The sequence below is a fragment of the Pseudomonas helleri genome, assembly GCF_001043025.1.
GTDB classification, from domain to species: domain Bacteria; phylum Pseudomonadota; class Gammaproteobacteria; order Pseudomonadales; family Pseudomonadaceae; genus Aquipseudomonas; species Aquipseudomonas helleri.
This window is the reverse complement of record NZ_JYLD01000020.1, coordinates 1-15,396: the sequence shown is the minus strand read 5'-3', so window position 1 is coordinate 15,396 and position 15,396 is coordinate 1. Positions and strand designations below refer to the sequence as shown.

Sequence of the window (15,396 nt, the reverse complement as noted above, 5' to 3'; positions counted from 1 at the left end):
TCCAGTAACAGTCGTGCGTATGAAGTGCAAGATTGGGACAGTAGAGGGCTTGAGTCAAACCAGAAGAGCAATTGACCTGAAAACTGTAGTCGCTGCCGCAGGCTGCGATAAGGTCCGCAGGAGCTTCGCTTTAGACTCAACAGCAGGGTCGCTGCGTAACCCATCGCAGCCTTCGTTCCTTGTCAGCGACTACGGTCAGGCGCACATGCACAAACAAAAAAAAGCCCCGCGACCGAAAGAGCGCGGGGCTAAAAATTGGTTGGTTGCGGCCAACCAAAGGAGCTTTTTACTTCACTGCACGCTAGCGACGGTCTCGGCTTGCCAGCCACCGCCCAGGGCTTTGTAGATCGCCACTACACCGCGAAACTGATCAACTTCTGCCTGGGCCTGGCTGTCTTCAGCCGCCAGGCGCTCACGCTGGGCGTCCAGCAAGACCAGAAAATCCACCGTGCCTTCGCGGTAGCGAATCGCTGCCAGGTCGGCGGCGGTGCGGCTGGCTTCGCTTTGACGAATCAACGAGACCAAGCGCTGCTGACGTTTGCCGTAGTCACTGAACGCGTTTTCAGACTCTTCCAGAGCCAGCAACACTTGCTGCTCGTAGTTGGCCAGCGCGCCATCGGCCTCTGCGTTGGCACCACGCAAACGTGCCCGCACGCTGCCCAGGTTAAACGCAGGCCAGGTAATGCTCGGGCCCAAAGCCCAGGCATTGGCCGCCGCCGAACCGATCTGCGAACCACGCCCGGCGGTAAAGCCCAGGAAGCCGCTGAGGCTGACACGCGGGAACAAATCCGCCTTGGCCACGCCAATCCGGGCCGTAGCAGCTGCCAGCTTGCGTTCGGCGCTCAAAATGTCCGGGCGACGTTGCAGCAAGTCGCCGGGGTTGCCGATGTTCAAGGCCTTGGCGATGGCAGGCAGTTGCGCCGGGCTCAGATCAACGCTGAGGTTTTCAGGGCGCTCACCCAACAGCGTGGCGATACGGTTGCGCTCACGCACTTGCTCGGCCTGCAGTTGCGGCACGCTGGCCTCAACCGCCGCAAGCCGGGCATCGGCGCGCACCACGTCGAGTTCATCGCCGACGCCAGCATCACGCAGGCTGACAGTGATGGCCTTGGAGTCCTGCTGGTTTTTCAGGTTCTCCAGGGCGATATGTTCACGCAATTGTGCGCCGCGCAGTTCGCCGTAAGCGTCAACCAACTCGGCAATCATGGTCACTTGCAACTGATACAGGTCTGCTGCTGCGGCCTGTTCGTCGGCATCGCTGGCCTCCAGCTCACGCTGGATACGGCCAAACAGGTCGACTTCCCAGGCCATGTCCAGGCCCAAATCGTAGCGCTCACTGTTGACGCGCTTTTCAGTAGTGCCCGGCACTTGCCCCTTGCCTACATCGCTGCTGGCACGGCTGGTGATGGTCGGCATGGTTTCTGTGCTGACGTCATCACGAATGGCGCGGGCTGCCCGCAGACGGGCAAAGGCCACGCGCAACTCACGGTTGCCTGCCAGCGACTGAGCGACCAGCTTGTTCAGGGTCGGGTCGTCGAACTGCTGCCACCAGATCCCTTGAAAATGTGCCCGGTCAAAGCCCTTGAGGTTATCAGCGCTGATCTGTGCAGGCTCGGTGGCCGGGGTTTTGTAGTCCGGGCCAACGGCGCAAGCACTCAGGGCCAGCACCAGAAGGCTGGGAAGGAAAACTTTGAGGCTCATTGTTGCGACTCCAACTTGAGGTGCCGCGCCGCTTTGCGCGCTTCACTGCGCTCAACATAGTTGCGGATCAACACATAGAACACAGGCGTCAACAGCAGGCCGAAGAAGGTCACCCCGAGCATCCCGGAGAACACTGCAACACCCATCGCATGGCGCATTTCAGCACCCGCGCCAGTGGACAGCACCAGCGGCACCACACCCATGATGAAGGCGATGGAGGTCATCAGGATCGGGCGCAGACGCAGACGGCAGGCTTCCAGCACCGCAGCCAGCGGGCTGAGGCCTTCGGCTTGTTTGTCCTTGGCAAATTCGACGATCAGAATCGCGTTTTTACACGCCAGTCCCACCAGTACGATTAAGCCGATCTGGGTAAAGATGTTGTTGTCACCCCCCGAGGCAATCACCCCGGTGATGGCCGACAGCAAGGTCATCGGTACGATCAGGATCACCGCCAGTGGCAGGCTCCAGCTTTCGTATTGAGCCGCCAGTACCAGGAAGGCCAGCAATACGCAGAGCGGGAACACGAACAGCGCGGTGTTGCCAGACAGGATCTGCTGATAGGTCAAGTCGGTCCATTCGTACGTCATGCCGTTCGGAAGTTCTTCCTTGAGCAGTTTGTCGATGGCTGCTTCAGCCTGACCCGAGCTGTAGCCTGGGGCCGCAGCACCGTTGATTTCGGCAGTGATAAAGCCGTTGTAGTGCATCACGCGGTCCGGCCCCGAGGTGTCGCTGACCTTGATGAAGGTCGCCAGCGGGATCATCTCGCCTTTGTTGTTACGCACTTTCAACTGGCCGATCTGGTCGGGTTCGAGGCGGAACTGTTGCTCGGCCTGAACGTTGACCTGATAGGTACGACCGAAGCGGTTGAAGTCGTTGGCATACAACGAACCCAGATACACCTGCAGGGTGTCGAAGATGTCGCTCACAGCCACGCCGTGGGTCTTGGCTTTATCACGATCGATTGCGGCGTCTACTTGCGGCACGTTCACGGTGTAGCTGGTGAACAGGCCGGCCAGTTCTGGCACGTTGTGGCTTTTGGCGATGACGTTCTGTACTTCTTTATAGAGCGCCTCATAGCCCAGACCACCACGGTCTTCGACTTGCAAACGGAAACCGCCAATGGTCCCCAAACCTTGCACAGGCGGCGGCGGGAAGATCGCAATGTAGGCTTCTTCAATGCCACCGAACTTGGCATTCAGGGTTGCCGCAATGGCCGCAGCTGACTGGCTTGGGTCTTTGCGCTGGTCAAAGTCCTTGAGTGCCACGAACACGATGCCGCTGTTGGGGCTGTTGGTGAAGCCGTTGATCGACAGACCCGGGAAGGCGATGGAGTTGGCAACGCCCGGTTCCTTGAGGGCAAAGTCGGACATGCGCTTGATCACATCTTCGGTACGGTCAAGGCTCGCCGCATCCGGCAGTTGAGCGAAGGCCACCAGGTACTGCTTGTCTTGCCCCGGCACGAAACCGGTTGGGGTGTGGGCGAAACCAAAGAAGGTCAGCACCATCAGGCCTGCGTACACCAGTAAGGCGATACCGCTGCTGCGGATAACCCGGGCGACAGTGCCGACATAGCCGTGGCTGGCACGCTCAAAGAATCGGTTGAACGGGCGGAACAACCAGCCACCGAATAGCTTGTCCAGAACCCGTGTGAAACGGTCTTTGGGCGCATGATGGCCTTTAAGCAACACTGCTGCCAGTGCTGGCGACAAGGTCAGTGAGTTGAAGGCCGAGATGACCGTCGAGATCGCAATGGTCAGCGCGAACTGTTTATAGAACTGCCCGGTCAGGCCGGAGATGAACGCAGCCGGAATAAACACGGCGCACAGTACCAGCGCTGTGGCGATGATCGGACCGGTCACTTCGCGCATGGCGCGCTTGGTGGCTTCTACCGGTTCGAGCCCAAGTTCGATGTTTCGCTCGACGTTTTCCACCACAACAATGGCATCGTCGACCACGATACCGATGGCCAGTACCAAACCGAACAGCGACAGGGCATTCAGCGAGAAGCCGAACATGTGCATGACCGCAAAGGTACCGATCAACGACACCGGGACAGCCGCCAACGGAATGATCGAGGCGCGCCAGGTCTGCAGGAACAGGATCACCACCAGCACCACGAGAATCAGTGCTTCGAACAGGGTGTGAATCACCGCCTCGATAGAACCACGAACGAAGATCGTCGGGTCATACACGATGCTGTAGTCCATGCCCTGCGGGAAGCTCTTCTTCAGCTCGTCCATCTTTGCGCGAACTTCGTTCGAGATATCGATGGCGTTCGAGCCAGGACGCTGGAAAATTGGGATCGCGACTGCGGGCTGGTTATTGAGCAAGGAGCGCAAGGCGTACTGGCTTGAGCCCAATTCAACCCGGGCAATGTCCTTCAAACGAGTGATTTCACCGTCATCGCCTGCGCGAATGATGATGTTCTCAAACTCTTCCTCGGTCACCAGACGGCCTTGGGTGTTCACCGACAGCTGGAAGCTGGTGGCGTTGGGGGCAGGGGGCGCACCCAGTGCACCGGCTGCTACCTGGCGGTTCTGTTCGCGAATGGCGTTGACCACGTCAGTGGCGGTCAGATTGCGCGAAGCGGTTTTGTTCGGATCAAGCCACACACGCAACGAGTAGTCGCCCATGCCGAACAACTGCACGTCACCCACGCCGCCGAGACGGGCCAGCTCATCCTTGATGTTGAGGATCGCGTAGTTGGACAGGTAGAGCATGTCGTAGCGCTGATCCGGTGAGGTCAAGTGCACCACCATGGTCAGGTCAGGCGATGCTTTGTCTACCGTAATACCGATACGCGTCACTTCCTCGGGCAACTTGGGCTCGGTGCGGGTTACACGGTTTTGCACCTGCACCTGCGCGTTGTCCAGGTCTGTACCCAGGGCGAAGGTAATGGTCAGCGTGAGTTTGCCGTCAGCGGTGGATTGCGAAGACATGTACAACATGTGTTCGACACCGGTGATGGCCTGCTCCAGTGGCGCCGCCACGGTTTCACCGATCACTTTAGGGTTGGCACCCGGGAAGTTGGCGCGCACCACCACCGTTGGCGGTACGACCTCCGGGTATTCGCTGATCGGTAACTGGAACAGCGAAATGCCGCCCGCAATCAAAATCAACAGCGAAAGTACGGCAGCGAAAATCGGCCGTTGAATGAAGAACTGGGAAAAATTCATCGAAGTTGTCGTCCCTTAACCGCGAGGAGTCGCAACGCTGGCCAGCTTCGCCGCAGGGGTAGCGGGCGTTGCAGGTAACAGGTTGCTGGCTTCCAGGGCGTGTCGTTGTTGCGCCAGTGCGGCGAGGGTTTGTTCGTTGGCCATCGGGATGACTTCAGGGGTCACCGGCGAGCCAGGACGCACCCGTTGCAGGCCCTTGACGATGATGGTGTCGTCTTTGTTGAGACCGCTGCGGACAATGCGCAGGCCTTCTATTTTTGGCCCCAGGTCAATGGCCCGGTAGGTGGTGTTGTTATTACCGTCCATCACCAATACGAACTTCTTGCCCAAGTCGGTGCCGACTGCTTCGTCATTGATCAGCACGGCTTCGTAGGTGCCGCTACCGACCAGTTTGAGGCGCGCATACAGGCCCGGGGTGAAGCTGCCATCAGTGTTGTCGAACACCGCGCGACCGCGAATGGTGCCGGTTTTAGGGTTGACCTGGTTATCGACGAAGTTCATCTGACCCAAGTGCGGGTTGCCCTCTTCGTTGGACAGCCCAAGATAAACCGGCGTGGTCTGGCCACGCTTGCCATCGCGTGCCAACTGGTTGTACTTGAGGAACACACGCTCGTCAGCATCGAAGTAGGCATACACCTTGTCGGTCGACACCACACTGGTCAGCGGCGTGACATCCGCCGTGACGATGTTGCCGGCGGTGATGTCGGCACGGCTGACACGGCCAGTGATCGGCGAGGTGACGCGGGTAAAGCTCAGGTTGAGTTTGGCCAGATCCAGTTGCGCCTGGATAGCGGCGACGGCAGCGCGCGCGGCTTGGGAGGCGGTGCTGCGCGAGTCAGCCAGTTCAGCGGAAATCGCGTTGCTTTGACGCAGACGCTCGCCGCGCTGGGCTTCGTTTTCACTGCGGGTGGCATTGGCGCGAGCTTGCTGGAGTTCGGCTTCAAGTTGACGGACAGCCGCCTGGAACGGGCGCGGGTCGATCTGGAACAACAGATCGCCTTTTTTGACCAGGGCACCTTCAGTAAAGGCAACCTGATCAATTTGGCCCGACACACGCGGGCGGATTTCAACGGTTTCGGGTGCTTCGAGGCGACCGGTGAACTCGTCCCACTCGTTCACGGGTTGCTCTAGCACTTTGGCCACACTGACTTTTGCAGCAGGTGCAGGAGCAGTCGCTTGTGGAGTTTTACCGCATGCACTCATCACCACGATCGCCAGTGCCGCGAGTGGGAAGCGCAAATGTTTCAGTGACTGTTCCATGAGGGGGAGTCCGCCAATCTATTGAGATGGGCGGGATAATGCTGTCGCGCGCGCCGGGGCACGAATCGAACCCAGCGAAGGTTAATATCATTCAGAATGATACAAAGCTTATCCAAGCCCTCTAGCCTGCGCGTTTTATGAGTGAGCTATCAATTAAATTCGTATTGGAACAGGGTGAAAGTCCGCTGCATTAGCGGAATGAGGATTGCTCGCTGTAGGCCAGCAGGGCTTTAACACGGTGCATTTGGTCGTGGCTCAGTAGCCAATATGACCGTAATCATTTAGACACATAAAGCTGGCTGTACGACCACCTTGGCACATGACCTGATCACTACGCTTTTTGCATCATTGTGTAAAACAGGTCATTTCTTATGTCTTCGTTACATCAGCACACACCGTCATTGACAGCCTTTGATCCCAGAGGTTTAACCCTGCGCACGGTGGCTTATTATCGCGCCCAAGCCCAGGATGAGCCCCAAGCGCGCGTGCATAGACAAACGTTTAGCGCCGGCGGCCAGTTGCAACAGCAGTGGGATGCGCGTTTGCACCGCCTGCATAAGACAGACCCTGCGGTGCAAGCCAATCAGCGCCTTCGGCACAGTTTGAGCGGGCGCATCTTGCGCAGCCACAGTATCGATGCCGGGTGGCGTATTGCATTGAGCGGTATTGCGGGTCAGTTGTTATCGGTCTGGGATGCACGTGGCTCACTGCAGCGTTATGAATTTGACGCTGTTCTCAGGCCGGTTGCCGTGTATGAACAGGCCGACGATGACACGCGCGAGCGTTGCACCGAGCGGTTGGAATACGGCGCCATGAACATCCGGCATGCAGCGCGCAACCAGTGTGGCCGACTGATTCGTCACGATGATCCTGCCGGTAGCGTGTTGTACGAGCAATACGCGTTATCGGGAGCCATTGCCCAGCAAGGCCGCCTGTTTTTACGGGCAGAGGAAGCGCTTGACTGGTCTGCGCAGCTCGATGTGCGCAAGGCGCAACTGGAGACTGAATGTCATACCAGTGCGTGGCGCTACGATGCGTTGGGTGGTCTTGTGGAGCAAACGGATGCCAAGGGTAATCGCCAGCAATCGTTATACGGGCCTGAGGGCGAGCTTACCGGGGCCTCATTGGTGTTCAGCAGCGGCACGCGCAAGCGGTTGTTCGACTTGCGCACCTATAACGCACAGGGCCAGGTTGAGTCAGAGCGTGCGGGCAACAATGTGCAGACGCTAGCCACCTACAGGCCCCACGATGGGCGTTTGCTGAGGCTAACAGCGCGCAAAACGGGAAATACTCAGGCCATTGTGCAAGATCTGACCTACACCTATGACCGCGTCGGTAATGTGCTCAGTATCCGTGATGCGGCGCAACCCACGACGTGGGCCAGCAATACGAAAATCGAGGCCACCGCCAGCTTTGAATACGACACGTTATACCAGTTGATCAAGGCGACAGGTCGCGAAAATGCGCATCATGCGATAGGTCCGGCGTTACCGGCCCTGGCGCAGTTTGGTTCAACCGATAGCAGCCTGATGCGTAACTACACCCGCCACTATCAGTACAACGAGGGCGGCAATCTTGTGCAGATGCAGCACGTGCCCTCCAGCGGCCAGGGGTACACCCAGCGCATCAACACCGCCGCGCACAGTAATCACGGCGTACTCAATGATTTCGATTCGGACGCTGATCCGCTCAAGGGGTTTGATAAAAACGGCAACCAGCAATTGCTCATGCGCGGCCAGGCCATGAGCTGGAATGCGCGCAACCAACTGCAGCGGGTCACGCAAGTGGTTCGTGAGCAGGGGAGCAGTGACGACGAAACCTATGGCTATGATGGTGCAGGCCTGCGGGTATTCAAGAGGCGCTCAAGCCTGGCTAAAAACCGCCAGCACGTTGAGCAAGTGCGCTATTTGCCAGGCCTTGAGTTGCACAGTAATGACGCCACAGGCGAGTCGTTCAATGTGCTGTCGATTGAGGCCGGATTCACACGCGTCAGGGCGTTGGTGTGGGAACACCACCGCCCTGCGGAGGTTGCAGACGAGCAACTGCGTTTCAGCCTTGTGGACGCGACAGCCAGCAGTACCCTTGAACTCGACGAGCAGGCGGCCTTGCTGAGCCAAGAAGGCTATTACCCGTTTGGCGGTACAGCCTGGTGGGCTGCGAAAAGTCAGGTCGAGGCCAGGTTCAAGACGGTGCGTTACTCCGGTAAAGAACGTGATGCAACCGGGCTCTACTACTACGGATACCGGTATTACGCGCCTTGGCTGATGCGCTGGATCAGTCCCGACCCCGCAGGCGATGTAGACAGCCTTAACCTGTATGCAATAGTTGGTAATAACCCCGTCACCCTCACTGACGCTATGGGGCTTTTGTCCAGTCAAGCTATAGGAAGAATAATAATTACAGGCGTGTTGACCCTTGCCGGGTATGCCTTGGGCTGGGCATCAGGCTATCCACGAGAGGGCGCGATGGTCGGTGCTGTGGTGGGTTTTGCGTTAGGTTTAATGAGTTGGCGCGCGGGTGGCACAGTTGAGCAATCGCAACCCACGGTTACAGGCGAGGAGAGATACGCCCAATTGGTCGCTGATACCCTCCTGGAGTCTGCACAACGAAGGGGGTTGAGCAGAGAAGAGACAAACAGGCTGGTTAATTTCATCTATACCCATCGTGTGGGTTACCAAGGGGAAGGGCTTGCTGTCGTTTACAGTCCTCCGGATAACGAAGGTATCTATGCGTATATTGGCTCCGCGCTGGCGAGGCAAAATCTACAGGCGCGTGATAGAGCGCGCGATCCTGCGCCAAGTGAATTAAGGCGAATGGGATTCAGGACTATTCAGCTTCGAGATTCGGAGCGTGCAAGCACTTCAGCGCCACCAGCATCTCGTCCCTCATCCGCTCAGGGCAGTGTCAGCCAGTTTGAAACTCAAGCGGCTACTCATCTGGCCAGAAAAAAACTGGGTAATAGACAGCAGCCAGCACCCTCCGGTGAAAGCACTTCGCAAGAGACCGCAGCGTCTGAGCCCCGCTTGATTATTGACGAGTCACAGATAACGCATTTAATGGGGGGCGCTGCAGGAAGAAGCATTGGTATTGCCCTGGGTCATTTGCAAGAGGGGCGTTTTCCAGCGGTTAACTGGCATCGTCATAATGACGGACTGTGGTCTGTAGATTTACATGGTCATCCGGGATCAACCAGGCGAGGCGCTTTACGATTGATGTTTGAGCACACAGGCGGCCGTAATTACCGGGCAGTCGGTGTCCGCGATCCCCATCGGCGCTAATGAACCGAGCGGTATAATCCGCTGCCACGTCGCACTGGGGTTCACCCAGTACGACGGCAGCTCACCTAACTGTTTGAATCTGGCTCGTGCGTATCGTTTTCGTCTTCGCTGATGGTGTACCAGGTGCAATAGGTCTGGCGGCTGAAATCACCGTTGGCATGCAGAGTCTTGATTACGCGCCCTAATGGGTCGTAGAAGAGTTGGTCGCAGTAGCCGTTTGCGCGCAGTGACGTGTCATTCAGGTAGCGGTATTGATCAGCAAAGTACGGTTGGTACTGACGGATTGCCTGACCTTTGTTGTTGTATTCGACCCGGCCGCTGATTCGCCAACGCTTGTCGCTGTGACTGCTTACCGGTTTTTCGCTGCTGTCCAGTGTCAGAGCCCCGTTCTTGTCGACTTGATAAGCAGGCCCAGGCACGGTCAGTTGTTTGTTTTGCAGAACCCGACCGAATCCGTCGCTGCACGCCAGGCTGATACGGATGATCAGATCAGCACTGTCCGCACTGGTGGGGTAGCGGTCGGCCTGCAGCACCGCAACATGCACGGGTTCACGGTTGTTCATCCAACTGAAGGGGTGATAGAAACAGGCACTGGCAGCTTTCTGCAAAGCGCTGCCTGGATCGGCAATGGCGGCTTTTGGGCTGTCATCTTTGGGGCGGGCATATTTATCCAAGGGGTCAAACCCCACGGGCTTGCCGTCTTCTTCGCCGTAGAAGCTGGTGACCAGCAACTGACCAAATGCGTTATAGCTGGCCTCTTGCACGTTGTTTTGAGGGTCGGTGATCTTTATTGGTAGCAGGCAGCGATAGTCATGTTTAGCCTGGGTTGTGCAGCCATCCGGGGTTTTAACAGAGGTGACCAGGCAGTGGTAGCGATCATGTTCAACCACAGTGACCCCATGATCTTCTGTGGCGCGAAAACGATTGGCCCGGTAAAAATCGGCAAGACCACTATAAATCGCAAAGCCTTGTTTGATTGCCCATAACGTGGTTTTGGCGGGTTTTTCAGACAGGTCTGGCTCTGGATCTGGCAGAAACAGAGTCATCGGGGTGTAGTGGGCCTCGGTCAGCGCCTTTTTCAGGTCGAAAGGTTCGGCTCCGGGCATGCGTGGTACGTCGTCATACACGGCCAATGCCTGTTCATCCAGCTCCGCGTGTTCGCTGTGATGCCCCAGCGCTTGAATAGAGGCCTGGCCTGCAGGCAGGGGGGTAGAACTTTGAGCAAGGCAGTAATAGTGCTCGGACATCCCCGCCAGCACGCGCACGGCATTGACGCCTAGAGGGCTGTCAGCGTTGTCCGAGATGAAGTGCTCGTAGCTGATGCGTCCGTCGTCCAGGGTGTTTGCGCCTTTGCCTTTAGGCAACACTAATGCATTGCTGCGCTGACGATAGGGCAAGCCCAGACGCCAGCATTGAGGCTCGACCAAGTGAATGGCCTGGGCGCGGGCTTCTGTCAGGTAGTAGGCCTGTTGCGCTGAGTCGTGGGTATCGCGCCACCATGTTTGCTGATGTGTGTCGGTGAACGGCGGCGTGTCGGTCGGGAGTTTACGCCGCGCGTAATTGATTGCCACACCGTGTTCCAGGCTACCGTACGCGTCTACACGCAGGTTAAGGGTATGACTGCAGGCCGGGTCAAGCGGCTCGCGCTCATAGCGCCAGGCAGTCGACTCAATCGCCAGCAACATGCACCCTGAGGGCTCCAGCATGCGGACCATGTAGCGTTGCTGATTAACAAAGTAGGGCACAGCGGATTCCGCTGGATCATTGGCGGCGTAGATCTCCTCGCGCAGCGCCGAGCCGCTGAGGGCCTTTTTCATCTCCCGGACCATCGAATCCGAGCGAGTGGTGACCAGTGTGTCTTGAAGGCTGTCGGTGTCCAGACGGCTGAGCAACGTTAAACCTGGGCTCTTGGCATTTTTGTCCTTGTCGTAGTAACCAGTGAGTGGCATGTCGATGTGTTTGCCGGTGTGAAACCACGACTTTTTTAGTAGTGCATCGCTGTGTTCGGTACCTGAAGGCTCACCGAGCAGGGTGGGCGTGTCAGTTTCGAGCAATAAACCGTATCCCTGGAACGAGCGTTCCCGACTGTCATAAAACCCTTCCCGGTACTGGAACTGCTGGATCATCCGGTTGCCGCTGATCACGTCTTGTTGCTGCTGCTGGCTGACCAGATGTAACGGGAATGGCAAACCGCTGACCAGGGGTTTGTTGGCTGCCTGACGTTCTTGTTTTTCATCCAGCCATTCCTGAGCGCTACTGCGATAGTTCAGGGTTGCCGTCGCACCCATATTGTTGGTGGCGCCGGTCAGCAGGTAGGGCTTACGACTGACAAAGTCATAGCGCCAATGACGGGGGGTGGGATGCGTCGTCGTCAACACCAGGCTGGAGCAACCAATGCCCTTCAAATCGGCAGTACTGACTTGGCAGAAGCGGTCATGACGCACGCCTTCAGGCCATTTTAAAAGGGTGGGTGACGATTGCAGGCCATTACCAAAACGGTTCATGAAAATCTGCACGTGATCTGCCTCCAGATACAACAGATCGACCGCCCCGGAACCATCCAGGTCAGCCAGCAGAACCCGCGAAGGATCGAACGCCGCGTAACTGAAAGGCAGGTTGGCGAACACAAAACTTTTACCGAAGCGCCCACGTCCCAGGTTTGGCCAGCAGGTGATCTGGTCATGGCGAATACGGATCAGATGCTGCTGACCACTGCCCAGCACATCACTGAATGCGACCAATTCGCTGGCTGAGTTACCGGGTTGGGGCAGTGCGTCGGTATCGGGCTCATGGTCTATCTGCTGGGGTGCGGTAAACCCCGTGGTGCCCTGATTGATATACAGGCGAACACTTTGGCTACCGATCAGGGCAAGGTCCTGGATACCATTACCCATCAAATCGGCCAGTTGGCCCGCGGGGTGAAAAAACTCTTGGGGCAGTGCTGCGAACGGGGTAAAACCTGACCAGCTTCTGTCGCCATTAAGGGTGAAAAAGCCGCTCATGCCGGGCTGTGCGAGCACCCAATCCAGTTGACCATCGCCGTTCAGATCGCTCAGTGCTTGCAGGGTGGGTTGGCTCGAGTCCGCAACAGGCACACGAGGCAAAACTTGCGCCGGGCCATAGAATACCGCGTCCTTGCCCTCTGACGGCGATGCTCTAAGCGGTTCCTGGTAGGTCCAGTTATGGTCGGAGCGGCTGAGCACCCCCGGCAAGCCATCGTTGTATAAATCCACTAGCTGGTAGCCTGTCTGACTTAGGGGTACCTGCAAAGCGTCGAAAGGCCGGTAGTTTTCAGGTTCGGTTTTCAACACAAAGGTGCTGTACCTCAACCTCAGCGGTGGCCATTCACCCGTGCTGTCTGATGCGTCATAGGCCTGGTTTTGCACCCAATGCAGCAAGTTGCAGCCCGTTTCAGTGAGCTGGTATTGCAACACCAGGCGCCGGACCAGCACTGGAGCCGTACCCATCTGCGGCTCGTCGGGAAAGTAATGGAACATCAGGATTTGCTGACACAACCTTTGTGTGCCGAGCTCAAAACCGTAGGTGTAATTGAAGAACGGATCCTGACGCTGCAACCAGGGTTTTTGTTCAGTGTAAGGGGGTTTTTCGGTCAGCCCGATTGCTCGTTCTCCATAGTCCAGTACCAGCTGAAAGTGCCACTGTATGTCGGTCGGAGCATGGCTATTCCACAACACGAGATTCTTCAGTGCCTTGAGATTGGCATAGCAAACACGTACCAGATAACGCTGCGCCCGATAGTCATGGGGGTGGCTGGTGTCTTGGGCGGCCGGCTCGCTTTTGTAGTCGTAGTAAATATGTTCGCCGTGGGGGCTCAAACTTTCTTCAAGCAGCCATTGCGCGACATGCTCAGGCGCATCGGGATCTGCACAGCGCGCCGCTTGGGTTTTGCCAAAAAAATGGATGTTTCCATCGCCACTCTGAACCAACCAAAAACCCGGCTTGTCTGCGCTGGTTGACCAATGCTCGATGCGGTCAAAAGTGCTTTCGATACGCGGAAAATAACGCACCACAGTGTGTGGCGCGCTGAGTTCTACACCGTTGTACTCACTGACGGTGCTGGAGATGAGCGCCCCTTGTGCGGTTCGCTGAGCGAACATTTCCTCACCCCCAGCGCTGACAAAACCATCCTGCTCGGTGTAGGACGGTACGCCCTTGAGGGTATTACGAACAATGGCCCCGACCGATAAACCCCAGCCCATACCGAAAGGGCCATTGCCTAGCGTGCTACGGTAACTGAGGCTCAGTGATGGGGCGAAAGCGCGACCGGGTGACAGCGGCAGCGGTATGTCAAACGATGCCTGCCCGGTCATGCCAACAGCGCCCCAACCGGTACCGATGCTCTGGATGGCCCCTCCGCCCTTGGGCAGAGCCGGGGTGAGCACCTCGTAAGTATCTGTTTGGCCGGTCATGCTCTACCTCCAGTTATGGCGGTGTAGCGCACGTGCACAATAATGTCGGTCAACGAGTCCAGCAGGGTGGCCTGATCTTTAGGGTTGGGAAATGCCAGTTGCCAGCGAGACACCGCGCCAGTGTATTCAAAGGGCAGGTAACGCTCGTCATGATCGAAATTGAGAGTAAACAGACCACTGTCATTCAGGCCGGTCGAAAGGGCTATTTCTTCGTGCACGTGCAGGTTTTCCTTGATGCTGTCTGGCGCTTCGGAAAACTGGATCTTGTTGTAAGTCTGGGTCAGGGTGGCCCTGATGTTCTCATAAGGCCCCAGTGTTGCCGGAAGCGACACACTGATGCTTTTGATTCGGCGCAGATAGTGCCCTGGATAGTCAGCATCAAACAGTGCTTGAGTGAGTTCAAAGTCTACGGTGCCGTTGACCAGCAGATCAGTCTTAAGTGCGCTCCACTCTTGATTCAGCGTCGCACCGCTGTCTTTGCGGTGCAGTTGGCGCAGTGAAATGGTTTTACTGATTTCCAGCGCCCGCTGGTTGTGCTGCAGGTAGGCAGTGCTCATTTGCAGCAGATTGAGCTTAAGTGACTCGCCCGCCGTCAGACCTCGATATTGATTGTTCCACAGGGTGTTATGAATAAAAGTCCGGTTCCAGTTTGCCTGTTCATATTGCCAGCAGGCTTGAGCGACCATACACAGTGAATGGGCCATGTCATAAGCGTGATAGTAGAATGTCGACAGTTGGCCGTTGAGCCACTTATAGAGCTGAACGTTGCAGAAGTGTTTGCTCAGCGTTTCATACGTCGTTTTAGCTTGCGCCAGCGCCGTCTCCGTATGTCTGAGTTGCAGGCGCGAGACTCTGGTTTGTTCAGTATGCGTTTCAAGCTGAGCATCAATTTGACTGAGCTCAAGCTGGGCTTGCTCCAGTGCGTAACTCCACTCCTGGTTGCGGCGGTTAAATTGTTCAGTCCGTTCAAGCTGAAATGCGCTAGAGCGTTTTGTATGGGCTAAACCCTGAGCCGTTGCCTGTGTTGCATGCATAATGCCTTCCAGTCTCGCGCCGCCATTAGCCAACCCAAAAATGTTTGGTGCCATCATGATCAAACCGCCAAGCGCCTGAGCGCCGTAGGCGACTAATTCCAGTGTTGCACTGTCCCGGTACTCTTGACCGGCGCGGTATTCTCCAGGGCTGATACCTTCCCGCAATTGTTTTTCAAAGTACTGGGCGCGAGCTTCGACAACCTTGCGCCCGGAGCGCAAGGCCGACAGACTTCTTTCATCAACGAGCAACATTTGAGTCTGCTGTTCAACCGCTACGGAGCTCAGGTCCCATGCGTGTGCATATTGCAGCGCTATCTGTTCTGTCTGCTCTTTACGCTCAAGCAGCGACAGCAAGGTGTTACCAAATTGAATAAGGTTATCAACAGCCAGTGAATCGCCCCGGGTTTCCTAGACACTCTCCAGGCTCGCTGCGTAACGCTTTTCAAACTCTACCGGTGACAGCTGATTGTTGAAACTGTGGCGTCGTTTTGGGTTGTAAAACATCTCGATGTAATCG

Annotated in this window: 7 protein-coding genes; 1 reads left to right on the top strand and 6 read right to left on the bottom strand. The window is 56.9% G+C overall.

Annotated elements, in window-relative coordinates:
* Positions 1–291 precede the first annotated feature (291 nt).
* The 3 genes from TU84_RS23195 to mexE are packed head-to-tail and all read right to left on the bottom strand — an operon-like array spanning position 292 to position 6,137.
* A complete protein-coding gene (locus TU84_RS23195) occupies positions 292–1,701 on the bottom strand; it encodes an efflux transporter outer membrane subunit (protein ID WP_048373352.1) in 1,410 nt (469 codons plus the stop codon).
* The gene (locus TU84_RS23190) at positions 1,698–4,877 is read right to left on the bottom strand and encodes an efflux RND transporter permease subunit (RefSeq protein WP_048373350.1); all 3,180 of its coding nucleotides are present in this window, start codon (positions 4,875–4,877) and stop codon (positions 1,698–1,700) included. The genes TU84_RS23195 and TU84_RS23190 overlap by 4 nt, the downstream gene beginning before the upstream one ends.
* 15 nt (positions 4,878–4,892) lie before the next feature.
* Positions 4,893–6,137: a multidrug efflux RND transporter periplasmic adaptor subunit MexE gene (gene mexE / locus TU84_RS23185; protein WP_048373348.1), complete on the bottom strand. Its 1,245-nt coding sequence runs from the start codon at positions 6,135–6,137 to the stop codon at positions 4,893–4,895.
* 401 nt (positions 6,138–6,538) lie between these two features.
* Between mexE and TU84_RS23180 the strand changes: the two genes are divergently transcribed.
* The gene (locus TU84_RS23180) at positions 6,539–9,415 is read left to right on the top strand and encodes an RHS repeat-associated core domain-containing protein (protein WP_241486429.1); all 2,877 of its coding nucleotides are present in this window, start codon (positions 6,539–6,541) and stop codon (positions 9,413–9,415) included.
* Between the two features lie 65 nt (positions 9,416–9,480).
* Here the strand turns inward: TU84_RS23180 and TU84_RS23175 are convergent, their stop codons facing one another.
* From TU84_RS23175 to TU84_RS26155, 3 genes are all read right to left on the bottom strand, one after another.
* The gene (locus TU84_RS23175; protein WP_048373345.1) at positions 9,481–13,845 is read right to left on the bottom strand and encodes a SpvB/TcaC N-terminal domain-containing protein; all 4,365 of its coding nucleotides are present in this window, start codon (positions 13,843–13,845) and stop codon (positions 9,481–9,483) included.
* Positions 13,842–15,233 (bottom strand): Tc toxin subunit A-related protein, encoded by a 1,392-nt coding sequence (locus tag TU84_RS23170; protein ID WP_053225297.1) that lies wholly within the window; start codon positions 15,231–15,233, stop codon positions 13,842–13,844. Before TU84_RS23170 ends, TU84_RS23175 begins: the two co-directional genes overlap by 4 nt.
* A gap of 54 nt (positions 15,234–15,287) precedes the next feature.
* Positions 15,288–15,396 (bottom strand): IS3 family transposase (locus TU84_RS26155; RefSeq protein WP_138762977.1); only part of this gene is annotated, 109 nt, incomplete at its 5' end.